Source organism: Candidatus Berkiella cookevillensis, from assembly GCF_001431315.2.
GTDB classification, from domain to species: domain Bacteria; phylum Pseudomonadota; class Gammaproteobacteria; order Berkiellales; family Berkiellaceae; genus Berkiella_A; species Berkiella_A cookevillensis.
The window spans coordinates 1834586-1858945 of the sequence record NZ_LKHV02000001.1 but is presented as its reverse complement, the minus strand read 5'-3'; the positions used below and the strand labels follow the sequence as shown (position 1 = coordinate 1858945).

The 24360-nt window shown below is 38.0% G+C and carries 17 protein-coding genes; 6 read left to right on the top strand and 11 right to left on the bottom strand.

What is annotated here, in order from left to right; all coding sequences use genetic code 11:
* Positions 1 to 21: 21 nt before the first annotated feature.
* The 3 genes from CC99x_RS08085 to CC99x_RS08075 form a co-directional block, all read right to left on the bottom strand.
* Positions 22 to 1767, bottom strand: coding sequence for an autotransporter assembly complex protein TamA (locus CC99x_RS08085; protein ID WP_158003198.1), 1746 nt, complete (start codon positions 1765 to 1767; stop codon positions 22 to 24).
* A 10-nt stretch (positions 1768 to 1777) separates the two neighbouring features.
* Positions 1778 to 3088, bottom strand: coding sequence for an ABC transporter ATP-binding protein (locus CC99x_RS08080; protein ID WP_057623875.1), 1311 nt, complete (start codon positions 3086 to 3088; stop codon positions 1778 to 1780).
* A gap of 144 nt (positions 3089 to 3232) precedes the next feature.
* Entirely contained in the window at positions 3233 to 4981 is a 1749-nt protein-coding gene (locus CC99x_RS08075) for an ABC transporter permease (RefSeq protein ID WP_057623873.1), read from the bottom strand.
* Positions 4982 to 5130: 149 nt separating this feature from the next.
* Here CC99x_RS08075 and CC99x_RS08070 point away from each other — a divergent pair, with 149 nt between their 5' ends.
* From CC99x_RS08070 to CC99x_RS08060, 3 genes are all read left to right on the top strand, one after another.
* Positions 5131 to 6348, top strand: a complete 1218-nt coding sequence (locus CC99x_RS08070; RefSeq protein ID WP_057623871.1) for an MFS transporter — start codon at positions 5131 to 5133, stop codon at positions 6346 to 6348.
* Between the two features lie 4 nt (positions 6349 to 6352).
* Entirely contained in the window at positions 6353 to 7759 is a 1407-nt protein-coding gene (pabB, locus tag CC99x_RS08065) for an aminodeoxychorismate synthase component I (protein WP_057623869.1), read from the top strand.
* A gap of 124 nt (positions 7760 to 7883) precedes the next feature.
* Positions 7884 to 8231, top strand: a complete 348-nt coding sequence (locus tag CC99x_RS08060) for a hypothetical protein (protein ID WP_057623867.1) — start codon at positions 7884 to 7886, stop codon at positions 8229 to 8231.
* Here the strand turns inward: CC99x_RS08060 and CC99x_RS08055 are convergent.
* The 7 genes from CC99x_RS08055 to CC99x_RS08025 form a co-directional block, all read right to left on the bottom strand.
* The gene (locus CC99x_RS08055; RefSeq protein WP_057623865.1) at positions 8226 to 8942 is read right to left on the bottom strand and encodes an amino acid ABC transporter ATP-binding protein; all 717 of its coding nucleotides are present in this window, start codon (positions 8940 to 8942) and stop codon (positions 8226 to 8228) included. The two genes, CC99x_RS08060 and CC99x_RS08055, sit on opposite strands and share 6 nt — an antisense overlap.
* Positions 8935 to 10341, bottom strand: coding sequence for an ABC transporter substrate-binding protein/permease (locus CC99x_RS08050; RefSeq protein WP_057623863.1), 1407 nt, complete (start codon positions 10339 to 10341; stop codon positions 8935 to 8937). Before CC99x_RS08050 ends, CC99x_RS08055 begins: the two co-directional genes overlap by 8 nt.
* Positions 10342 to 10718: 377 nt before the next feature.
* Positions 10719 to 12287, bottom strand: coding sequence for an SAM-dependent methyltransferase (locus CC99x_RS08045; RefSeq protein ID WP_057623859.1), 1569 nt, complete (start codon positions 12285 to 12287; stop codon positions 10719 to 10721).
* A gap of 240 nt (positions 12288 to 12527) precedes the next feature.
* The gene (locus tag CC99x_RS08040) at positions 12528 to 13337 is read right to left on the bottom strand and encodes a LuxR C-terminal-related transcriptional regulator (protein ID WP_057623857.1); all 810 of its coding nucleotides are present in this window, start codon (positions 13335 to 13337) and stop codon (positions 12528 to 12530) included.
* Positions 13338 to 13580: 243 nt separating this feature from the next.
* Positions 13581 to 14696 carry a ribonucleotide-diphosphate reductase subunit beta gene (locus CC99x_RS08035; RefSeq protein WP_057623854.1) on the bottom strand — a complete coding sequence of 372 codons (1116 nt, stop codon included), beginning with the start codon at positions 14694 to 14696 and terminating at the stop codon, positions 13581 to 13583.
* 13 nt (positions 14697 to 14709) lie between these two features.
* On the bottom strand, positions 14710 to 17547 hold the full coding sequence (locus tag CC99x_RS08030) for a ribonucleoside-diphosphate reductase subunit alpha (RefSeq protein WP_445971461.1): 2838 nt from the start codon (positions 17545 to 17547) through the stop codon (positions 14710 to 14712).
* Between the two features lie 312 nt (positions 17548 to 17859).
* Positions 17860 to 18423 (bottom strand): TetR/AcrR family transcriptional regulator, encoded by a 564-nt coding sequence (locus CC99x_RS08025; RefSeq protein ID WP_057623852.1) that lies wholly within the window; start codon positions 18421 to 18423, stop codon positions 17860 to 17862.
* 743 nt (positions 18424 to 19166) lie between these two features.
* Here CC99x_RS08025 and metE point away from each other — a divergent pair.
* From metE to CC99x_RS08010, 3 genes are read left to right on the top strand one after another with little or no spacing between them, the layout of a single operon-like run.
* Positions 19167 to 21458 (top strand): 5-methyltetrahydropteroyltriglutamate--homocysteine S-methyltransferase, encoded by a 2292-nt coding sequence (gene metE, locus CC99x_RS08020; RefSeq protein ID WP_057623850.1) that lies wholly within the window; start codon positions 19167 to 19169, stop codon positions 21456 to 21458.
* 12 nt (positions 21459 to 21470) lie between these two features.
* Positions 21471 to 22181, top strand: a complete 711-nt coding sequence (locus CC99x_RS08015) for a hypothetical protein (protein WP_057623848.1) — start codon at positions 21471 to 21473, stop codon at positions 22179 to 22181.
* Positions 22182 to 22202: 21 nt separating this feature from the next.
* A complete protein-coding gene (locus tag CC99x_RS08010) occupies positions 22203 to 24128 on the top strand; it encodes an alpha/beta hydrolase family protein (protein WP_057623847.1) in 1926 nt (641 codons plus the stop codon).
* A gap of 24 nt (positions 24129 to 24152) precedes the next feature.
* On the opposite strand, the gene CC99x_RS08005 is transcribed toward CC99x_RS08010, so the two are convergent.
* Positions 24153 to 24359 (bottom strand): hypothetical protein, encoded by a 207-nt coding sequence (locus tag CC99x_RS08005; RefSeq protein ID WP_057623845.1) that lies wholly within the window; start codon positions 24357 to 24359, stop codon positions 24153 to 24155.
* Position 24360: the final 1 nt, after the last annotated feature.

Genomic DNA, 24360 nt, shown 5'->3' with positions numbered 1-24360 from the left:
CGCCCCTTTTAGAAATTCTAGTTACAATTCAGGCCCGAAGGTTGCATGAATACGCCAAGATTGGGCTGCATTGGTAATAGGTTTGGCAATTGAGAATTTAATAGGGCCTAGCTTTGTATCATAGTTTATACCGCCACCTATACCGATTTGCACTTCATCTTTTGAGCTACGAAATGCATTCCCCATATCGATAAAGCTATGTATGCCAAATGGCTTGTAAATCATTTTTCCCAACTCTAAACTCGTGACAAATAAATAGCTACCACCCACAGGTTGTCTCTCATCATCTTTATCAATTTCAGCGGGCAAGCTTCTGTATCCAAAACCGCGTATGCTGGTGTCACCACCTGCAAAAAATCGTTGCGAGAGAGGTAATTTGTCATAAGTTCTAGGCAGTGTTGCACCTAATTCTAACCTAAATAAGGTTTTAAAATCATAGGCAAAGGAATGCAACCAGCGCTCTTGAAAATAAATTTGCGCAAAAGAAACGCTGCTTGCCAAGTCGTCATGCGCTCCTTTTAGTCGAATCATACGTGTTCTACCACGGGTAGGATTATTGAGATTATCTCTTGTTGTATTTTTGAATTCAATGAAAGGTAACAGTAAATCATCACGTCTACTTTCATTACTAATAAAAGTAACAGATTTTTCATGAATAAAGCTTAAGCCCATGATTCTATCCCAGCCATAAATTTCTCGTTTTTCGCTTAAAGTAAGCTCTAAGCTTTCAACAGGCTTTTCATTATATTCATCTTCCATGTATTTACTATTAATAGAAATACTATCTGTTTGTGGTCGTTTTCCTGGAATAATGTAATCTGCTTCTACTTTGTGAAACAATTCTGATAATTGTAGTTGAGCATTGAATTTATGCCCTTTACTATTCACACGTCGTCTTAAATAACCTACTTTGCCACGAGGCCCGGTATCGGTTCCATAGCCTGCGCCAAATAGATAATGATTTGGCTTTTGATCTTCTAAATCCACAGAAATGGGAACTTGATATGTTTCATGATTGGGTTGTGAATCAACACGTACGGTGCTGAAATAATCGCTATTTCTAAGTGCATCTTCTAAATTCAATAATTTCTGAGCGGTAAAAGGATCACCTTCTTCATAAGTGGGGTAGCGATTTAAAAATGTATTATTTAAAAGGCTGTCACTAAAGGTTGTGTGCCCAAAATAATATAAGTTTGAGGTATTTAGCACGATTATTATTTTGGCTTTTGAGCGTTGTGTGTCAACCTCTACGCGATGCGTTGTTAATTCTGCTGCTAAATAGCCTTCGTAAATAGCTGCGTTTAAAATTGCCTTTTTTCCAGCCTCATATTCTTCATGCAATAATGTATTGCCAATTTTTAAAGGCATTAGCTTGGCAATATTGCTTAAATTGGGATTATATAAGCCAGGGCCTTCTATTTGAATATCTATTGTCTCAATTTGAACAACAGGCCCTTTATCAACGCTAAAGCTGATCAACCAACGGTTTTTTTTAAATGATTTTCGGGCAGTAATATGGGGGTTATAGAAGCCATAGGGTTGTAATGAGACTGTAATTTCTTGAATAGCACGCTCAATATAGTACTCTAAAACAGATTCACTGATGGCAGGATCGCTGCGCAAATGTTGTAGACTCATGTCTGAGCGAATATGTTTTTCAATGTCTTCACTGACACCATTTATTTTTACACTTAGACTAACAGGCTCAATTGCACTTACGGTATTGCTTGTCAGTGTAATCAGACAGCAGAGTAAAAGTTTTCTCATGAATTTCAAACTACTTAGGATTTTCAAGGCTGAGAATACCGGAATCATAATCATATGCAAAAATTTCTGCATAGCGACCCCAATCGATAATAACTGTTAAGACGCGATCTGCTTCTGCGTTGGTTAAATAAGCTTCCAATTCGCTTAAGAAAACATCTTCGAGTTCGCGGTTATTGGGGCGTAGCTCTAAGCGTGTGCGAATATGTTTGGCTAGAGGAACATGTTTCTCTAATTGCTTTGCAAATAGCTTCTTGCGCTCTAAAATATTTGCATCTGCAAAAGTGTTACCGGCCTCTGTTAGCGCGATGTCACCTTTGGATACTGTTGCAAAATCAAGAATTTCGAGTGCTTCGGTTAATTGGAAGAGTTCGTCTGCTTCTAAATGCAATTGTTCTGCCAAAAGCGGGAGATCGACAGGCCCATCGGTTTGTTGGGCTAAGGCATCTACCAAGCCTGTTAACTCAGAAACACCCGCATCAGGCAGACGATATCCAAGCTCCATTTTTTTATAATCTCTACCGGCATCTCCTGGGCGTACTTTGCTGCGTTCACTGGTTGTCATGAGTGTATAAATATCGTCAACCAGTTTTCTGAAATGCAAATCCTGTAAATTACGAGGAACAGCAGAGGAAGGATTGAGTTCTGCACGAATATGTCCTGGATCACTTGCAAAAATAATAATTCTATCTGCGATTTGTGCAGCCTCTTCGATATTATGTGTGACAAAGAGTATGCCCTTGGTGCGTGTTTTATTGCTGGTCCAGAGATCTAGCAAGTCGCCACGTAAGTTTTCTGCTGTAAGTACATCTAGAGCAGAGAAAGGTTCATCCATGAGTAACAATTCTGGCTCTACCACAAGCGCTCTTGCAAAACCAACCCGTTGTCTCATACCGCCCGATAGCTCTTTAGGGAAAGCAGATTCAAAGCCATCTAAGCCAATAGTGTCAATTGCTTTGAGGGCACGTTTTCTTCGCTCTTGACGGGGGATTCCTAGTGCTTCAAGCCCAAGTTCTACATTTTCAAGTACGGTCAGCCATGGCATGAGCGCAAAACTTTGAAAGACCATTGCGATGCCTTGGACAGGTTTAGTGACAGGTTTATCGTGATATAAGACCTGTCCGCCACTGGGTTTTACAAGACCAGCAATAATGCGTAAAAGGGTTGATTTTCCAGAGCCTGATTTGCCTAGTAGCGCAACAATTTCATTCTCATGCATTTTGAAATTGACATTTTCGAGTACAACCAGTTCTTGCCCCTCGGAAGAGCGAAAGGTTTTACGTACATCTTTGACTTCAAAAATTACTTTTTTTGTATCGCTCATAGTAACTTAAATACCCATTTCCTTAATTAACGCTGCATGGTCTTCACACATGACTTTTCGGGGGTGTTGTCTTCACCATCTCGCAATCCTCATGTACTTTTATGTACATTCCGGTTACTCGAGGTTAGACACCTACCCGACAAGTCATGTGCTGTGACCATATCTTTCTTCTGATAGCTCATATAATTTTCGCCAAACTAAACGATTGATCACAATGACATAAATGCACATGACTGAAATACCAAGTGCAATACGTGGAAAATCGCCTACCGTTGTAAATTCTGTGATATAAGCACCAATGCCAGTCGCATGTAAGGTGGTTTGTTGCCATTCGACAACGTCTGCGACGATACTTGCGTTCCAGCAGCCGCCTGCCGCAGTCATGGCACCCGTTACATAATAAGGGAAGATGCCAGGTAGAATCACTTTGCGCCACCATAGCCAGCCTTTAACCCCATAATTCTTGGCAGCAAGTCTTAATTCCAATGGTAGTTGCATGGTGCCAGCGACAACATTAAATAGAATGTACCACTGTGTTCCTAAGATCATCAGAGGGGCTGTCCAGATGTTGACATTTAGCTTATAGGTAACTATCAACATAAATAATACGGGATAGACGAGATTAGCGGGAAAGGACGCTAAGAACTGCACTAAGGGTTGCACCGCTTGTGCAATACGGGGATTAAGGCCAATCCAAACACCAATGGGCACCCATATAAGCGAGCATAAGACGATGAGAATGAATACCTTGATGGTCGTAATAAAACCCAGTTCAAAAACTTCTAATACTTCCGTCAATGACAACTCGGTATAAATAAATCGAATCAAGAAAAAGGCGCAAGCTAAAAGACTTAAAAGTAATAGGCAGTTCCAAAAGGTAATGGCAGTCCAAGAGAGTGCTTGCTTTACTTTAACGGGTATTCTCTCAGTACTTGTTATATTTCTTTTAAACTTTGGTATGGTAATGAGATCTCGACATCGGTTCATTAAGCGTACAAATTGGTGCGTTATATGAGCGCGCTGCAAAATATTAAGAAACCAGGTACTGTTAGATTCCATGTCTAGGTTAGGTTCTAATTTGAATTTTTCAGACCAAGAGATCAGTGGTCTAAAAATAAGCTGATCATAGATTAAAATGACTAAAAACATGGTGAGAATAACATAGCAAATGGCTGCATAGTTGGATTCTTTGGAAGCCAGCATGATGTAAGAGCCAATGCCAGGTAGCATGATTTTTTGATTATTCACAGAGATGGCTTCAGAGGCGACCACGAAAAACCAACCCGCAGACAAAGACATCATGGTATTCCAAATAAGGCTCGGTGTGGCAAAAGGCACTTCTAAACGCCAAAATCGTTGCCAAGCACTTAAATGGAACATGGAAGAGGCTTCGTTTAATTCTTTGGGAATTGTTTTTAAAGACTGGTAAAAACTCAAGGCCATGTTCCAAACTTGAGAGGTAAAAATAACAAAAATGGCAGCGCATTCAGGACCCAGTTGGCTGCTGGGAAATAAATAGATAAATCCTAAAATTGAAATGGATAAAAAGCCTAAAATAGGGACAGACTGCATAATGTCTATAAAGGGAATAATAAACATTTCAGCGCGCCGGCTTTTGGCTGCAAGCGTGCCAATTGTAAAGGTAAACAGTAGTGAAAAAGAGAGAGCAATAGCCATACGAATGACAGTTCTAATAGCATACTGTGGTAGCATACTAGGTGATAAAGAAACTTGGATGGATTCACCTAATTGATAGGGGGTAACCATTTGTTGAGCACCCCAGACAAGGGCAGCAAAGACGCCAAATACAATTAGTAAAATAAATAGATCCCATTGGTTTAATACAAATGAGGTTTTATGTTTGGGTTGAGCATAGAGAGACGTTTTTGACATGTGCTAAGACCTAAACTCGTTGGGCGTTACGTTGCGCCTATATATTAAAGTATCGATTGAAAAAAGTTAAGGTTAGTTGAATAATAAGCGCTTGTCATTACATTTCTCTGTATCCATATAATTAATAACTAAATAAGTTAGAGGCCGTTGTGAAAAATAGTCGGTTAGCTTTATTTGCGCCAATTGCAAGCATTATGATTCTGGTGTTAGGTAGTGGCTTCTATACCACTTTTACATCTGTGCATCTGCAAACACAGGATATTGCAAATTGGCTGGTAGGCTGTGTGTCATCGGCTTATTTTTCAGGCTTGGTTATCAGTGCATTTCGTTCTCAGCACTTTATTTTTAGAGTAGGCCATATTCGCGCCTTTTCTGCGTTTGCTGCGCTTATTGCAGTTACAACGCTGGTACAGGGTTTATTCTTTTCGCCGACTTTATGGATTGTCATTCGCTTTATCAGCGGCTATTGCTTAGCAGGTATTTGTGTTGTGATTGAGAGTTGGCTCATGGCAGCCAGCACACAAGAGAATCGTGGCACCGTCCTTTCTGTTTATATGGTTGCCTACTATTTAGCCCAAGCGACAGGGCAGCTCTTTATTAAAATACCTTTTGCTTATGAGCTGATGGGCTATTGTATGATTGCGATTTGCGCAGCACTCTCCGTATTGCCCGTTACTATGACGCGATTTAGTGCGCCAAGTCCAGAAAATCCAAGCATTCTTTCTTTTCGTTATTTATTTAAAAAAGCACCTTTAGGTGTTATCAGCTGTATTATTTCTGGTTTGATTTTAGGTCCTCTATACACCTTGGTGCCTGTTTATCTTCAAGAAAATGCTAAACCAGATGATGAGGTTGGCTGGGTAATGTTGGCCATGATTTTAGGTGGTACACTTTTACAATATCCAATTGGCAAAATGTCAGACAAAATTGATAGACGTAAGGTCATGGTGGGTATGAGCTTTTTCTGCGTTATCGCTTTCATACTCTTTATTCCTGATATTTACAATATACCTTGGTTGATGGTCTTAGGTTTTGTCATTGGAGCAAGCTCTTTTATTATTTATCCGCTTGCTACCAGCTACACCATTGATCACGTTTCACATAATGAGATGGTTTCTGCCATTTCTACTTTGTTGCTTGCTTATGGGATAGGCTCAACACTAGGTCCTCTATTGCCTTCGATGATGATGGATTGGATGGGGCCGAATGGCTTATGTTTTTACTTATTAGCAGTGTCTGTTGGACTGTTTTTGTACACATTGATTGCTGTGATATACAAACCAGAAAAAACCCATGAGAAGTCACACTTTGTATCCTTGCCAAGAACAACGCCGAATGCGATGCCAAATCCGCAGCAGGTTGAATAGAGCAATGGAGCACCCATTAGTGAATGATACAGAGAAAGCATTGGTTGTGGTTTTGCCCTATCATTCTCCGACAGCGATTGCTGGACTCTTTGCAGAGGAAGAGGGCACCGTCTTATTGCACAGTGTGAAACCCGATGACAGGCTCGCTCAATATAGCTTTTTAGGCGTGCGTCCTTATCAACAGCTCGTTGCTAAAAATAATTGGATACGTTCTGCTAATGTGAGCTTTCAAGGCAATATCTTAGATGAAATACAACGCATACTTAGAAAAAATACATTAGCAAAGCATTCAGATTTGCCCCCTTTTCAAGGTGGTGGTATGGGGTATTTTAGTTATGATCTAAACAGAGCATTAGAGAGAGTGCCCAATCCCAAAGTAGATGATATGGTTTTGCCAGATTGCATTTTTGCCTTCTATGATATCGTATTTGCGTGGGATCATTCCGCGAAGATGCTCTATTTGTTCTCAAGTGGCTTACCCTATGAGAGGGATTCACGCTTACAACAAGCTAAACAGCGCCAGCAAAGCATCATTGATTTTATAAATAGTCAGCACATCCACTTTAAAATACCTGAGAAAATTGAAATACTTTCGCCCATTGTTTCAAACTTTGATGAGGCAAGTTATATTCAGGCCGTGGAAAAAGCCATTGAACATATTTATGCGGGTGATATTTTTGAGGTGAATATTTCGCAACGTTTTGAAACCCAAGTCAACTGTCATCCCTTTGAATTGTATCTAAAATTACAACATCAAAATCCAGCACCTTTTTCTGGATTTTTAAATTTCTCTGCTTGCCAAATTATATCATCTTCGCCAGAACGTTTTTTGAAATTAGAAGATTCTATCGTTGAAGCCTGCCCAATTAAGGGCACGAGACGCAGAATTCAGGATCCTATTTTAGATAAACAGCTTCAAGACGAATTAACGTCCAGCGATAAAGACAGAGCAGAAAATATTATGATTGTGGATTTAATGCGCAATGATTTGTCTCGCGTATCCTTGCCACACACCGTAGAAGTACCACACTTATGTGAATTGCAAAGTTTTGCCACGGTGCATCATTTAGTTTCAACAGTGAGGGCGCAATTAGCACCTCAATACGATGCCGTTGATCTCATCAAAGCTACGTTTCCTGGTGGCTCAATCACAGGTGCACCTAAAATTCGTTCTATGGAAATTATTGCTCAAATAGAACCTACCGCAAGAGGACCCTATTGTGGGTCAATGGGCTATATTGGCTTTGATGGTAATATGGATTTATCGATTTTGATTCGCTCATACGCAATGAAACGCAATCGCGTCACTTTTCAAGCTGGTGGGGCGATTACGGTGGATTCGGATCCGCAAGCAGAATATCAAGAGACCTTAGATAAGGCTGCTGCCTTAAAAAACGTCCTTCAGTCGTAAATTATTTGCTTATCCTCCAATTATCAGATGTTTATAGCATCTTATCCTAATTGAATTTTGCTCAAGAGTTTGCTTTGGCATACTAAGTCTATTAATTTAAACAGATCTTTTAGGAGATTATGCAATGGCGTTACGTGGTGCTGGGAAATCAGAATTTGCTCAAAAATTAGCAATGTTTGAATCAGGTCAAGCTTCTACCGTTAAAGTAAAAACAGAGAAATTTTATTCAGAAGACGCTGGATTAGTAACCAACCAAGCAAGGCGTTTTCTACTAGATGAAACAGGTGTGGATGCAACAGTAGAAGAAGCATTTGAAGCTCAGTCAATGATGCTGGCTCAATTTGAAGCACAAAGAAATGAACAATCAAATGATGATATTTTTGCTAGAGCTTATGAAATGGCACTTAACGCTGGTTTAAATGATGAAGAGGCTTTAGAACAAGCCACAGCCATGAGTAAGTTCCAATTATAGAACTTTCTCCAGGAACAATTGCGCCCTTTCTGATTTTGGTTTAGTGAAAAAATCAGAAGGGGAAGCTTGTTCTATAATTTCTCCCTTATCTAAAAAGACAATACTATCTGATAATTCTCTGGCAAAGCCCATTTCATGTGTGACCATCACAATGGTAATCCCTGTATGCGCTAAGCTTTTGATCACTTCTAACACTTCTTTGACCATTTCAGGATCAAGGGCGCTCGTTGGCTCATCAAATAAAATGACATCAGGTCGCATAGCAAGTGTTCTTGCAATGGCAACACGTTGTTTCTGACCGCCAGAGAGCCGAGTGGGGTAAGCGTTTGCTTTATCACTCAAGCCGACTCGTTGCAGTAAAGTCATAGCCTGATCTTTGGCTTCTTGTACTGGTATTTTCAAAATTTTGGTGGGCGCATAGATAAGATTTTCTAACACCGTTTTATGTGGAAATAGATTAAACTGTTGAAAAACCATACCGACTTTTTGTCGTATTATTTGCGCATTTTGAGTCGTTAATAATTGGTTATTAACCCATATTTCACCACTATTGGGTATTTCCAAAAAGTTCATGCAGCGCAATAAGGTGGATTTTCCACTGCCTGAGGGGCCAATAATGGTTAACACTTCTCCTTGTGAGATACTAAGTGAAACTTCGTTTAAGATTTGCTTGCTGCCAAAAAATTTGGAGATTTTTGTTAGTTTAATCATGATGGGCTAAGCTCAATTTATTTTCTAATCGTGTGGCAAAATGGCTCAAGATAAAAACGGTAATGTAATAGCATCCTGCTGCAACCAAGAGGGGTGCAAAATAGGTATATTGCTCAGCAGAGACGACTTGCGCGCGCTTCATTAGATCAGCTGCACCAATGGTGGAAATAATGGCTGACTCCTTCAGCATATTGACCGTTTCATTGACTAAAGCGGGGAGAATATTTCTAAAGGATTGAGGCAGTATAATATCTTTTATCATTAAAGCATAAGGTACACCCAATGCTTGAGAGGCTTCAAATTGACCTTTATCAACGGACTGTATGCCTGCGCGAATAATTTCTGCGATATAGGCGCCAGAATTGAGCGAGAAGGCAGTAACCCCAGCAAGAAAAATTGAAATGTTATAGCCTGTTAAAGAGGGTGTTGCAAAATACACAAAGCTTAGCTGTAAAAGCAGTGGGGTGCCTCTGAAGATAGAGATATAAAATTTAGCAGGCGTTTGAAATAGGCATCTATTAGATAGATTCGCTAAGGCTAGAATCACACCAATGACTAAGCCGCACAGCACTGAAATAACGGTAAATTCTAAAGTAACGCCTAAGCCTTTGATGATATAGATCACCCAGTCATAGCTATTTGCATGTTGTTTATTGTCCTGGTTTTCGATCCATTTTTGTTTGATACGCTCGAGTTCACCGGATTGTTTTAAATCGTTAATCGCAATATTGAAGTCTGAGAGCCAGTGTGAATTTTTGCTTAAAGCAATAGCATATTCACCTTGGCTACCTGGCAGATTGTTGGCTATTAAGCCAGGGTTGGCTGCTACGAATGCATTTGCTTGCGCATCTTCAACCATGACACCATCTAAACGACCTAGTTTGAGATTTTGAATCAAGGGAATATTTTTAGGTAATGATTCAAGTGTTAAGGTAGGGAGCTTTTCTTGTAAATCTTTTAAAAAAGACTCCATGACACTGCCTAATTGAACACCAATTTTTTTATTGGCTAAATCATTTAAATCTGTGATTGGCTTATCTTTTAAGGTAAGCAAAGTAAATTGAGGCTCAAAGTAGGCAAGTGTAAAATCTACATTCTTTTTCCTTTCTTCACTGATGCTTAAGCCTGCCATCACAAAATCGACTTTTCCAGCATTGAGCGCAGGTATCAAGCCACCGAAATCCATATCTTGAATCACTAGCTCTTTATTAAGTCGTTTGGCAATAAATTGTGCGACATCAATATCAAGACCGACTATTTTACCATCTTGAATATGTTCAAACGGTGGATAGTCCGCAGAGGTGCCCAGCGTGATTTTTTCTTGGGTATTTTGTTCGCATCCCATTATGGTGAATAATGTAAAAATGAGAATGAATAGTGTTTTTAGGTTATTGCTCATATAAAGATATTTTCTATTATGCTTTGTTTATTTGTTTGATGTCATATTTTCTGTAAGAAACGTACTGGATACTAGTATTCGCTCATTAAGGAAAACACCGAATAATTAATAAGTGATTAACTTATTTAACCCTCACCCGCTTCTTCGAAGCACCCTCTCCCAAAATTGGTAGAGGGAAAAATATTCGCTTTGCGAATGAAGAATGGGTACCACTATTTTATAATCGAATCCCAGAAATTCCTTAAATTGACGCTTATGAGCTTTCACTGGCATGGCAGTGAAAAATTAACATTCAGTATATTCTATAATCATAAGCTAAATTATTTAAAAACTGTCATGCCAGCGAAGGCTGGCATCCAGTATTTCAGTATATAGTATTAGACATTTTCCTTAATATTAGATGATTCTTTTATCTCTTTTAATAATTTTTTAGCCTCACGATAATTAGGATGTAGCGCAAGCGCATTTTCAATCATTTGTTGAGCTTTTTTATTGTCTTCTAATTGTTGATAAGCAAGTGCTAGATTATAGTATGTCTCTTTGTCCTTACCGTAATAAATAATCGACTGTTTATAATATTCAACAGCTTTTTCCGGGAAGTCCATATTGTAGAGAATAGAGCCAATGGCAAAAGGAATGTCTTGAGATTTTTCTAACTTGAAGAAAAATTGCCAGACGCGCTCTAAACCATTCAATATACTGTATTCTAAATCCAGTGAAACTTCTTGAGACTCGAGCTTTTCTAAAAGCATCGGATAATAATCATGGAAAATACTGGGATCCCAGTCTGCAAGATTCAGAAGATTTATAATAGACTCAAGGGTGCTAAAACCAGGGTTCAAATCGTCTTCTATATAAGAAATATCAAAGAGATCTTGAGGGCTGTAAGTAGACAAGCTATTGGCAAAGGCATAGGTCGTGTTAGGAATAGCGTAGTCTGCATGGTAGACAAAGCTCGCTACTTGGAAATCAGCTCCTTTATTGCCCATCATAAAGCTAGTGCCTTTATTCAACTCTGTATATTGGCTTAGAGCGTCAAAATTAACCATCATAGATACAGAGCCATGAAAGCTAATGTCTGGATCTTCGTTTTCATCAAATAAATCCGTTTCTGTATAACCTTTATCGGATACCAGAAGCATCATGGGGCCTTTGGTAAAATGATGAAGATTTTGAATGCATTTAATCGCACCAATGGGTATTAGAAAGGATGCATTGTCGAATTCATCTTCGTAGTTTTTCAATATTTTATTTAAAACAGGTTGTTGGGCGTAATAATTTGTCTGAATAGGATGTCTTTTGAATTGATAAGAGGCTTTCTTAAAATAATCTTTGAGATCTTTGTTTTTATTTCGTTCTTCATTCTTAATAATGAGCTCTACTTCATGTAGTTTACCATCGATGACTTGAAATGCATCTTGTAAAAGCGTGTCAAAAATATAATTGCAGATTACAAAGAGTGGTTTGCTTAAGGATTTTGATTTAATTGTTTTTTTAGAGAGTACTAACTGTAATTCAGTATCTTCTAATGCATTGAACACCGCCAAGTCTAAGCAACCAGATTCAAAATAAGGTTTTAACGCATGATGCTGTTTCCAAGAGGTTAAGCTTTTCAAGCTAATATCAGTCATGACATATTTGAGCCAGTCGGTGGGCCAGCCATATAATTTGAAAGCAAGTTGTAAATTTTTTAAAAGATAAAAAGATAATCGACCGTGACCTGCGCCAATCTCAATGATATGGAAGGGGTTTTGCGCGCTTGGTTTGCCATATTTGGCAATATAGTCATGCATTTGTGCCATGATGAGCTTCGCATAAGTATTGGCAAGATATGTATTGCTGGTGATTTGTAAGGGGACAACCTCGTCTTCCCAGACCTCTGGTCCTAATTGATCGTAATAGTCATGCATGCGTTGCCAGAGTGTCGAATTTGAAAGAGAGGTCATATCTTATAAAGTCCAATTAAATGATGAAGTGCTAGCGGTACTTATTAACATAACTTGCAAAATCAATCAACTTTGCAGGCTTAATTTTTAGTGCAGTATAACATTAGTTATTAATATGAGCGCCTGTTCCTGCGTCTTTTGCTCGTAACGACAAATTCTTAAATTTACAAAGTTGCTTCGCGCGAATCAGGAATTTTATTAATAAGGAATGTCATAATAAATAGTTATCTGGCAAACAAATTATTTGTGAATAATATCAGAGGAAATAAGCCCATAGAGCCAAGCTTTTTCAAAAAGCTCACTACGATTCTTGCAGCTTAATTTGGTTCTTAGGTTATACAAGTGTGCTGCAACTGTTTTAGAAGAAATATTCAGTATCTTTGCTATTTCTGCAGCAGTCTTTCCTGTTAAATAATAGCAAAGACAGATAAATTCTTTCTCGGTGAGTGTATGTAGCAGATTATTTTCTTGATTCAAATCATCTGGAATGCTGAAATTTGTGAGTAAGAATTTCACTTCGTCTTGATAGGTAGGCTGTCGATTTTTTTCTTTTCCTATAAGATGATCTGGAATCGTGATTTTGTTTCTATCTGCCTCCTCAATCAATGAGGCAGCTCGTATTTTAAAGAAATCATTAAATTTCTTTATTAATTCTAAATTTGTTAAATAAAATGCCACACCAGGATTGTCCCTTCGTGAAAAAGCATAAGTAAAAACTTCTTGACCATTTTCTGTTTGTTGTACAAAGTTGATGGCATCAAAGATGTTAAAATCTTCGGCAATTCTTATAAAACTGTCAGCATGTAGCTCTTTCCATGGATGTATATTTTCTTTCATATAGGTTCCAGGAAAGGGGACTTTAAGGCTTGTTCTAATAGAAAAAAAGGGTTTGTTGGTATAAAACAGGTAACCCGTATGGTCATTGTAATAACGGCCATAAAAAAGCAAATGCAACCCATGTAATGCATTGAGTGGCTTCTGGATCTCAATGATTTCTGCAATCGCTCGATTGCAAACATGATTAATTGGATATACACCTTTCATATTCATACAAAAATACGAGTAGAGTTAGTTAAAGATTAGCTTATTTTATATGAAGGCGTGAACCTTCTAGGCTTTTTTAGCTATTTGGTGAAATGAAATCTTAAAGTCAAAACTAATTATTATTGAGAATATACACGTATTATTGAATATGGATATTTAGGCGTAAAGACTATGTAGCATAAAGTATGTGAGGAGGACGCAGTACTGAGATAAAAAAAGCCCAGGCATAGCCTGGGCAAAAAAGGGATGTTAATCATCCCAGCTGAGAGTCCCGCCTGTCTGATACTCGGTAACGCGAGTTTCAAAGAAATTTTTCTCCTTCTTCAAATCCATCATTTCACTCATCCAAGGGAAAGGATTGGTTGCGCCCGGATACTGTTCTGCTATACCAATTTGTGCACAACGTCTATTGGCAATAAACTCAATGTATTCCCTAAACATATTTGCATTGAGTCCTAAAATACCTCTAGGCATTGTATCAACCGCATATTGATATTCTAAGTCTACACCTTCACGAATAATCGCAATGATTTCGCGTTTGAAATTTTCTGTCCATATATCAGGATTTTCAATTTTGATTTGATTAATGACGTCAATACCAAAATTCAGATGCATGGATTCATCGCGTAAAATGTATTGGAATTGTTCTGCGGTTCCAACCATTTTATTGCGCCTTCCTAAAGTGAGCACTTGTGTGAAGCCCACGTAGAAGAATATGCCTTCAAATACAACATAAAATGCAATCAAATCACGCAATAGTCGTTGGTTATCTTCCGGTGTTCCTGTTTTAAACAATGGATCACCCAAGCTTTGTGTATATGGAAGTGCCCACGCTGCTTTTTTAGCAACTGCAGGTAATTCTCTATACATATTGAAGATACGTGATTCGTCCATATCTAAGCTTTCAATAACGTATTGATAAGCATGGGTATGCAAGGCTTCTTCAAAGGCTTGACGTAATAAATACTGTCTGCACTCTGGATTTGTGATATGGCGGTACACTGCTAATACTAAGTTGTTTGCCACTAACGAATCTGCTGTTGAGAAGAAGCCTAAATTACGTTCAACAATCATACGTTCATCAGGAGATAAACCATCTTGAGATCGCCATAGCGCTACGTCTGCTGCCATGTTGATTTCAGTCGGCATCCAGTGATTTGCGCAGGCTGTTAAGTACTTATCCCAAGCCCAATCGTATTTGAAAGGGACGAGCTGATTCAAATCTGCACGGCAGTTGATGATTTTTTTATCATCAACGCGGATCCGTGCAGCACCCATTTCTAAATCTTCTAATCCAGTAACACCACCTTCGACGGCTGTGGATTGATTTTTGTTTAGATCAAATTCTTGTGTTGTTGATGTCATAGCTATTGTTTCCTTATTGACATGCTTCACATTCAGGATCATCAATCGAACACATCTTAGGTTGTTCAATCGCATCGGTCATCTGTACAGCATTTAAAGTACTTCGTGTAATGGTTGATTTTTCTGCATCCGATGCACCGAGTGAGCGACAGTAGTAAGTGGTTTTTAAGCCTCTTATCCATGCCAGTTTATAAATATCATCAATCTTCTTACCAGAGGGCTTGTCGATATAAATATTGAGAGATTGACTTTGATCGATCCATTTTTGCCTTCTCGCGCCAGCCTCAATCAACCATTTTGCATCAATTTCAAATGAGGTAGCATATTTTTGCTTGATAGAATCAGGTATTCTATCAATTTTTTGCACACTACCATTAAAGTATTTTAAATCGTTAACAAGAACTTCATCCCAAATATTTAGCTGTTTCAAATCTTTTACCAAGTAAGGGTTTACTACCGTAAATTCACCTGACAGGTTAGATTTTACATATAGGTTTTGATAGGTTGGCTCAATGGACTGTGTCACACCGCAAATATTAGAAATCGTTGCAGTGGGAGCGATTGCCATTACATTAGAGTTACGCATACCAACGGTTTGAACGCGTTCTCTTAATTTATCCCAATTCAAGGTTTTATCTGTATTGAGATCTAAATATTCACCACGATAAACCTTTAAGTTGGCAATAGAATCAATTGGTAATATGCCTTTGCTCCACAAAGAACCTTCAAAAGAAGAATAAACACCACGTTCTTCTGCCAAGTCTGTTGAAGCACTGATTGCATAATAACTAACCAATTCCATTGTTTTATCTGCAAATTCAACAGCCGCTTCAGAGGCATAAGGAATGTTTAGTTTATAGAGCGCATCTTGGAAGCCCATGATACCTAAACCAATAGGACGGTGGCGCAAGTTAGAACGTCTCGCCTGAATAACAGAGTAGTAATTAATATCAATCACGTTATCCAGCATACGAATTGCTGTTTTGATGGTTTTTTCCAGCTTTTTCGTATCAATTCCACTTTCTGTCACATGCTGTGCTAAGTTAACACTACCTAGGTTACATACCGCGATTTCATCCACGGAAGTATTCAAGGTAATTTCAGTGCAAAGATTTGAGCTATGCACAACACCTGCATGCTGCTGTGGCGAACGTAAGTTGCAAGGATCTTTAAATGTAATCCATGGGTGACCTGTTTCAAAAATCAAGCTTAACATTTTACGCCATAAATTAAGGGCAGAAACTTTCTTGAAATTTTTGATTTCATTGCGTTCAGCTTTGGCTTCATAGGCTTTATAGGCTTCTTCGAATGCAAAGCCATATAAATCATGTAAATCAGGCGCATCATTTGGAGAGAACAGTGTCCACTCTTTGTTTTCTATGACGCGTTTCATGAAAAGATCAGGCACCCAGTTTGCAGTGTTCATGTCATGGGTACGACGTCTATCATCACCTGTATTTTTTCTTAAATCAATAAACTCTTCGATGTCTAAGTGCCATGTTTCTAAGTAAGCACAGACAGCGCCTTTACGTTTTCCACCTTGGTTTACGGCAACCGCAGTGTCATTTGCTACTTTTAAGAAAGGTACAACACCTTGTGATTTACCATTAGTGCCTTTAATGTGTGCACCCATTGCGCGTACGGCTGTCCAGTCGTTTCCTAAGCCACCTGCAAATTTAGAAAGTAGCGCATTATCTTTAATTGCATTGTAAATACCCGCTAAATCATCTGGTATATGCGTGAGATAGCAGCTGGATAATTGAGGTCTGGGTGTTGCAGAATTAAAGAGTGTTGGTGTTGAACTCATATAATCAAAAGAAGACAAGAGATCATAAAACTCAATGGCACGTTGGTTTTTATCTTTTTCTTTAATCGCAAGTCCCATAGAGACACGCATTAAGAAAATCTGTGGTAATTCAAAACGTGTACCACGGTGATGAATAAAATAACGATCGTAGAGTGTTTGTAAGCCCAAATAGGTAAATTGGCGATCACGCTCAATCTTGAGTGCTTGACCCAGCATATCTAAATCAAAGGTTCTTAATTCTTCGCTGAGAAGCTCGTGCTCAATACCTGTTTCAATATATTTTTGAAATACTTGAGGATAGAGTGCTACTTTCTCTTTATCTGTGTGCGTCATGGGTAGCGCGAGGAATTTAAGCGCTTCATAATGCAAGTCATTTAACAATAATCTTGCTGCAACAAAAGAATAATTAGGTTCGAGCTCAATCTTTGTGCGGGCACTCATGATTAAGGCTTTGTGCAAATCGCCTATTTTAATGCCATTAAAAAGATTGCGTTTTGTTTCCTCAATGATGGCATTTGCATCCACTTCGGCTAAATCTGCACAGGCTTGTTCAACTACTTTTTGTAAATTTTCTTCGTCAAGTGCACGCGTACGTCCATCTTCCAGAGTGACTTGAATAACATCTGTGCGGCCATCTTGCTCTTTATATTTTGATTCTCTTGCTTGTCTACGCTCTTCCCGATAAAGAATATAGGTTCTGGCTACTTTGTGTAAGCCATTACGCATCAATGCTAATTCAACTTGATCTTGTATTTCTTCAACACGAATAAAGCCATCTGTATTTAAGTAGCGTTGAACTGCTTTGGCCACTTGTTGCGTTAAATCTCCAGCAAGTTCATGAACGCGTCGCGATGCTGCTGCGTTGCCACCTTCTACTGCTAAATAAGCTTTGGTAATAGCAATGGTAATTTTGTCATGATCAAAGGGAACCAGAGTACGATTATCACGGCGCATGACATAGAGCTGGCCGGGTTTAATCGACTTGGTATCTGCTGGGTACATAATGACATTTGGATCTTTTACAGACTGAGTGGTTTCAGTGATCATATCTGTCATGTGCTTTATTCCTCCGAAAGAGTAGAGAACGATATTTTAGAGACAAAAGTGCACCTTGACCGCAATATAAGAAGGTCAACTTATTAATACAAAGTGGAATTTCAATTTGGGGGAATACCTTTTGAACCCCAACATATAGATCTAATCGAGCACCTACATACAAGATAGTGCGTAATCACTGTGAATGCAAGTGGAGAACCTGGGTATAACTTGTGGAAAAGCTGGGTAGAAGCTGGGAATAAGAAAAATGCCTTCTCTTTGAGAATAAAGAGAAGGCAAGATCAGAGATCTCTCAATGGATTATATCATTTGTACCCATTGTGTTAAGAATTGGCCTTGGCGATTTACAAAGTCAGGATCCTTAAATGCTAAAGTAATCAAACTGATTCCTTGCAAGCTTGAAACTAAGTTCAAAGCAAGCTTTGCAGAATCATCTTCAGATTTGCCAAGTGATTTAAATTGCTTTTCGCACCAGTGAATCATTTCATTCATTAAACCTGCAGCGGCAGCAGAGATAGCGCCACCTTGTTTGCCAAGTTCTTGGCAAAGGCTGCCTAATGAATCGCCAAATTGAGCAGATTCTTCTGCAAGGCTAGCAACATACTCAATGAGTCCTTGTAAGCGACTCTTAACATCTTCACGCGTGTTCCATTCAGTGAATAAATTGTTTAATTTTCTTTTACGGCGATCAATAACGGCCAGAGTAATAGAATCTTTAGATTTAAAATAGTAATAAACGTTACCGAGAGGAACGTCTGCTAAAGTTGCTATATTAGCTAAAGTCGTAGTGCTAACACCTTGCTGATGAAAAAGTTGATCAGCTGCGTCGACTAGTCTTTCGCGTTTATCATTACGTCGTGCCATTGTCTTTACCTACCATAAGTTATTCAACATCAAAAAAACTAAGCCAACGTTTAATCAACCACAATTATCGTTAGCCTTCTAAATTGGGTAATTATACCGGCTAAACTTGAAAGTTCAATAGTTAACTGAAAAAAAACATAAAAAAAGTCAATAATTTTGAGATATTTAACTTATTTTTGCCGACCTACGGTAAAAACAACCCAATTATTAGGACACCCATAGATAAGTATTTTCTTAATATATTGATTTTTATAAATATTATCTTATGAAGCCCAAAGATTTATCGGAAGATCTATTAGGACAGATCTATTAGGACAGCCATATTAAAGATAAAGAGGCAGTTTTTAAGGATATTTTATATAATATTTTGATTTATTTAGTTTTTTTTTAAATAGTCTTCGTGTATATGCGTCTTTGAGTCAATGGCAAATATAAGAGGTTAAGATGCGTATTATGTATTAATTGGCTCTCATGCCTTTTATCTCTTTAGGGTGGGCTTAAGTTAATAGACTGTTTAAAATAGGCTAGAGACGAATATTCAAAGTTTAATGACTATGATTCATTGTTGAGTATACAAACTATTTAGTGCCAAAATACCTGGCAAGCTATTAAAGATTCTTTAGGTTGACTCGATAGCTTGAGTTTTTGCACTTAGTTATAAAAAACGCGTGTGTAATAATAAATACAAAGGCATGTTGGTATGAGCTGGAAAAGCTCTATAAAAATAAGATGGAGATTGCAAAATGGTAACATATGCCCATATTTTAGGATTCCCTCGAATTGGTAAAGATCGCGAGTTGAAAAAGACCGTTGAAGCTTATTGGGCGGGGAAAATTGATAAAGCGGCTTTATTTGCAAAAGCTAAGGAATTAAGGGCAGAAAGCTGGCGTTTGCAAAAGCAAGCTGGATTAGATTTTGTTACAGTGGGCGACTTTTCTTTCTATGATCATATCTTGGATATGGCGGCAATGTTAGGTGTTGTACCAGAACGTTTTGGTGCGTTACAAGCAGATGAAAATGTTGATATCGATACTTATTTTAGAATGGGGCGAGGGCGTGCACCCACTGGCAAAGATGTGCCAGCACTAGAAATGACCAAATGGTTTGATACAAATTACCACTATATTGTTCCTGAGCTTAATGCAGAACAGAATTTTAAAATTGCTTCTAGTAAATTGTTTGATGAAATAGAAGAAGCGCAACAACAAGGTCATAATGTCAAGCCTGTGATTGTAGGGCCTTTAACTTTTCTATGGTTATCTAAATCAAGAGATGAAAAAGTTAATAAGTTGTCGTTGCTAGATAATTTAATTACTGCTTATGGACAAATACTCAACAAATTACAAGCCTTAAATATTGAATGGCTTCAAATAGATGAGCCTATTTTAAGTTTAGAGTTACCGCAAGAATGGAAAGATGCTTTTGAGGCAACCTATACACGCTTAAAACAGCCTAAACTAAAAGTATTATTAGCAACGTATTTTGATACTCTAGGACAAAATACACGTCTTGTATGTCAATTACCTGTTGATGGTATTCATGTTGATTTGGTAAACGGTGCAAACCAGCTGATCTCTGTTTTAGACAATTTGCCAAATTATAAAATATTATCAGCCGGTGTGGTAAGTGGTCGAAATATTTGGCGTGCTGATTTATCTAAAACATATGAAACACTCAGCCAAATTAAAGACAGAATACAAGATCGTTTATGGATCTCTACTTCTTGCTCTTTATTACATTGTCCAGTTGATTTGCAACAAGAATCAAAAATTCCGCATGATTTAAAATCATGGATGGCATTCTCTGTGCAAAAATTAGATGAAATTGTTATTTTAGCAAAAGCGATTAATCAAGGACCCTCAAGTGTTCAAGTTTGTTTTGAAGAAAGTGATAATGCAAAACTGACAAGACAGCAATCTAAAAAGATTCATCGTGATGCAGTTAAAGAAAAAATGGCTAAAGTGAATGCAGCAATGCTGTCTCGTAAGAGCACTTATCAAACACGCGCTAAGGTTCAGGCAAGTGCTTTAAATTTACCCTTATTTCCAACGACAACCATTGGTTCTTTCCCTCAAACCACAGATATTCGTAATTTGAGAAAAGAGAAGCGAGAAGGTCGTTTGACAGAACAGGCATACACGCAAGCCATACAGGCTGAAATTAAAAATGCAGTAAAGTGGCAAGAAGAAGTTGATTTAGATGTGCTTGTGCATGGTGAAGCAGAGCGTAATGATATGGTTGAATATTTTGGCGAACTCTTAGATGGCTATGCTTTTACTCAAAATGGATGGGTGCAAAGCTATGGTTCGCGATGTGTTAAGCCACCCGTTATTTATGGAGACGTTCAGCGCAGCAAAGCAATGACCATTGAATGGAGCAAATATGCTCAATCTCTGACGAAAAAACCAATGAAAGGTATGTTGACGGGTCCTGTGACCATGCTATGTTGGTCTTTCGTGCGTGATGATCAGCCCAGAAAAGATACTGCAATGCAAATAGCACTTGCCTTAAGAGATGAAATTGTTGAACTAGAACAAAATGGTATTCAGATCATTCAATTGGATGAGCCGGCATTTAGAGAAGGCTTGCCTCTTAAACAAAGTGATTGGCCAATGTATTTAGAATGGGCGGTGAATGTATTCAAGCTTGCAACTTGTGGCGTGAAAGACAGCACTCAAATTCATACACATATGTGTTATTCAGAATTTAATGATGTGATTGAGTCAATTGCAGCCTTAGATGCAGATGTTATCACCATTGAAACTTCACGTTCACAAATGGAACTCTTGGAGGCATTTCAAGCATTCAAATATCCAAATGAAATAGGACCTGGTGTTTATGATATACACTCACCTCGTGTGCCAAGCCAGCAAGAAATGACATTATTGCTAGAAAAAGCTGCAAAAGTTATACCTGCACAACGGCTTTGGGTGAATCCTGATTGTGGTTTGAAAACACGAAATTGGGAAGAAACCAAAGAGGCATTGATTCAAATGGTGAATGCAGCAAAAACAATGCGTGAAAAACTAAACTAAAAGGGCATTACAATGGATAAAGGGATCGCTGGCGTTACGGCACTTGGATTTGGACTGTCAGAGTACATTAAAATGTTTGGTTTAACTGAGCATGAATTAAATATGCGTATTCTTGATTGCCGCGCAGGCGCCTCAAGTTTTACGTCCGATATGTACAAAGAGAAGAAGCTTGTGACTGCTTGCGATCCCCTTTATCAACTACCCGTTGATGAATTAAAAAAATTGGTAAATCATGCAAGTGAAGAGCTAAAAACCACCTTTAAAGAAGGAACAGAAAAATTTTCAATCTTGCCTGAAAAAGCGCAAGAATATTTGAATTTGATAGAGAGTGGTACGGAAAGTTTCTTTAGTGATTTTGAGATTGGATTATCTGAAGGTCGTTATTGTTATGATAGTTTGCCCACCTTATCATTTAGAGATGGGCAGTTTGGCTTGGCATTGGTATGTCACTATTTATTTACCTTTAGTGAGCAACTATCGCTTTCCTATCATGTGGCTTCTATTGAAGAGTTAGTGCGTGTTGCCAACGAAGTAAGAATATTTCCATTGGTTACGACAAAAGGCCAACTGTCGCCTTATGTGGGTGAAGTGGTTGCTATGTTGCAAAGCCTTTCTTACGGTGTTGAAATTCGTGGCGTAGAGTATGAATTACAAAAGCAAGGTAATGCAATGCTCAGAATTTGGGCGCCTGAATGTCAAGTGTCGAGTTATCAAGCGACGTAATAAAATTTTAAGTGAGATGCTATGTTTCCGTTAATACCAAAAGCGACCATTTTTAAAGACCCAGATTATTCTTTAGTAAAACTGAGTCCTCAAGCAGAATGGATCAGCTCAATTTATAGTACTCATGATAAAAAGCAATTACGCATCCAAAAGCTTAATAATGAAGAAGAATGTCTTACACTATGTGAGGAAGGGTATTTTTCTGATTATTGGTGGATACATACGAATCAGCATATTTTGTATCTAAAGTCTTCAGAACAATATGGAACAGAGCTTATTTGCTATAGCCTATTAGAAAATAAGAAAACTTCTCTTTGTAAAGGTGCATTTATAAAATGGGTAGAGGCAATACCCAATAGCGCAAAAGCCATTGTTTGTTTAACAGATAAAAATAGTAAAAACTATAAGTTATATATAGCAGATGCAACGACAAATCAATTTGAGCTATTTTACTACGATGCTGAATTTAGTGATTACATCATTGATACAAAAGGTGATGTTCGCTTTGGTATCCGCATCAATCAAGATGGTGGGGAAATTGTCGATCTGAGCCATTCAACCGTTGCGCATCAATGGAAAAGTATTTATCAATTTAATCAGCATGACATGATGTTGATGCATCGTTTTAATGAGCTCAAGCCTCGTTTAAGTGCAAAATCTTTGTATTTTGTTTCTAGTCAATCAAGCCATTGTGCTCAATTATTTGCTTATCACTTGCAAACATCACAATTAAGTGTTTTAGCACAAGATGAGAAAGCAGATATCATTAAATTTATCTGGCACCCCAATACGCATGCGGTGATTGCTTGTCACAGCGAACATAGTTATATCAAATGGTTTGGTTTAAAGTCAGATATTGAGCAGCATTTATTGTTGTTGACAAAGTTTAAGAATAATCACTTTCATATTGTTTCACAAAGTATGGATAATCAGCATTGGATCATTGCGCATCACAGTGATACAAAACCTATTCAATATAGTCATTACGATCTTGCTACACAACAATTAGTACCCTTATTCCAAGAAAATATTAAGCATTATCGAAGCAATACAGAAACGATATGGTTGAAAGCAAAAGATGGCTTAGATTTACATGCTTTGTTTACAAAAGCATCTACGCAGTCATCAACCCAATCTCAAGCACCACTGGTTGCTTTGATTCATGGTGGCCCTCACTCAAGAGACTTTTGGGGCTGGCAGCCTGTTCATCAATTTTTAAGCAACCGTGGCTATCATGTACTTAGCTTGAATTTCAGAGGATCAATTGGTTTTGGAAAGGCGCATCTTGAAGCAGGGAATGGGGAGTGGGGAGGCAAGATTCTTGAAGATATAAAGCAATCTGTTGAATATTTTTTGGCATTGCAGTCTGTTGATCCTGCTAAAATTGCCATTATGGGTACCAGCTTTGGCGGTTATGCAGCAATGATGAGCTTGATAAAATACCCTGATTTTTATCGTTGTGCAGTTGATTTGATGGGACCTGTGGATTTAAATGCATTGATAGCACAACTTCCACCAGAGTGGAAAAACAATCATGCACTGATAAACAAAATCTTTAACTGTGATGTTGCTTCTGATGAAGGTAAAAAGCAATTGCAAGAAATCTCACCGTTAAAGCACTACCATAAAATTAAAAAACCACTCTTAATGGGACATGGCAAAAGAGATGTGATTGTCAGATATACAGAGACTGTAAAATTTATTGAAAAATTAAGTCATCAAGATATTCCTGTCAGTGGTGTTTTGTTCAATCAAGAAGGACATCAATTAAATAACGCAAATAACCGTATATTTTGGTACGGTTGTGTGGAGCGCTTCCTAAATAAGTGGCTCAAAGGTGCCTCTGAAGACAGTGCTTTGGTACTGAATCAGAATATTGAAATCATTAAAGATGATTTTAATATTCTGAGTGATACTCAGGCAGAAAAGTTATCTGAAACCATATAAAAGACTGTCTTTGATCATCCTGTTTTATAGCTGTATATGCAATTTTTGTGCAATTGAATCTTTATGTTCAATAAAATATTCTATAAAATCAGGAAAATTCTCATTGATTATAGCCATATAATCTTTACTGTTAAGTGCTTTTGCAAGTTCTAAAACTTGTATGAATGTATTAACGCTTTCTAGTGATGCTCCCGTCACTTCTTTTGTTTCATTAAGATTGAGTTCTTTCATA

Bases quoted from the DNA above. Each gene is read 5' to 3' on its own strand.
- CC99x_RS08015 (WP_057623848.1), top strand. From the start codon at position 21,471: ATGGATAAAGGGATCGCTGGCGTTACGGCACTTGGATTTGGACTGTCA.
- CC99x_RS08040 (WP_057623857.1), bottom strand. From the start codon at position 13,337: ATGAATATGAAAGGTGTATATCCAATTAATCATGTTTGCAATCGAGCG.
- CC99x_RS08055 (WP_057623865.1), bottom strand. From the start codon at position 8,942: ATGATTAAACTAACAAAAATCTCCAAATTTTTTGGCAGCAAGCAAATC.
- metE (WP_057623850.1), top strand. From the start codon at position 19,167: ATGGTAACATATGCCCATATTTTAGGATTCCCTCGAATTGGTAAAGAT.
- CC99x_RS08050 (WP_057623863.1), bottom strand. From the start codon at position 10,341: ATGAGCAATAACCTAAAAACACTATTCATTCTCATTTTTACATTATTC.
- CC99x_RS08025 (WP_057623852.1), bottom strand. From the start codon at position 18,423: ATGGCACGACGTAATGATAAACGCGAAAGACTAGTCGACGCAGCTGAT.
- CC99x_RS08085 (WP_158003198.1), bottom strand. From the start codon at position 1,767: ATGAGAAAACTTTTACTCTGCTGTCTGATTACACTGACAAGCAATACC.
- CC99x_RS08035 (WP_057623854.1), bottom strand. From the start codon at position 14,696: ATGACATCAACAACACAAGAATTTGATCTAAACAAAAATCAATCCACA.
- CC99x_RS08060 (WP_057623867.1), top strand. From the start codon at position 7,884: ATGGCGTTACGTGGTGCTGGGAAATCAGAATTTGCTCAAAAATTAGCA.
- CC99x_RS08080 (WP_057623875.1), bottom strand. From the start codon at position 3,088: ATGAGCGATACAAAAAAAGTAATTTTTGAAGTCAAAGATGTACGTAAA.
- pabB (WP_057623869.1), top strand. From the start codon at position 6,353: ATGGAGCACCCATTAGTGAATGATACAGAGAAAGCATTGGTTGTGGTT.
- CC99x_RS08005 (WP_057623845.1), bottom strand. From the start codon at position 24,359: ATGAAAGAACTCAATCTTAATGAAACAAAAGAAGTGACGGGAGCATCA.
- CC99x_RS08075 (WP_057623873.1), bottom strand. From the start codon at position 4,981: ATGTCAAAAACGTCTCTCTATGCTCAACCCAAACATAAAACCTCATTT.
- CC99x_RS08010 (WP_057623847.1), top strand. From the start codon at position 22,203: ATGTTTCCGTTAATACCAAAAGCGACCATTTTTAAAGACCCAGATTAT.
- CC99x_RS08045 (WP_057623859.1), bottom strand. From the start codon at position 12,287: ATGACCTCTCTTTCAAATTCGACACTCTGGCAACGCATGCATGACTAT.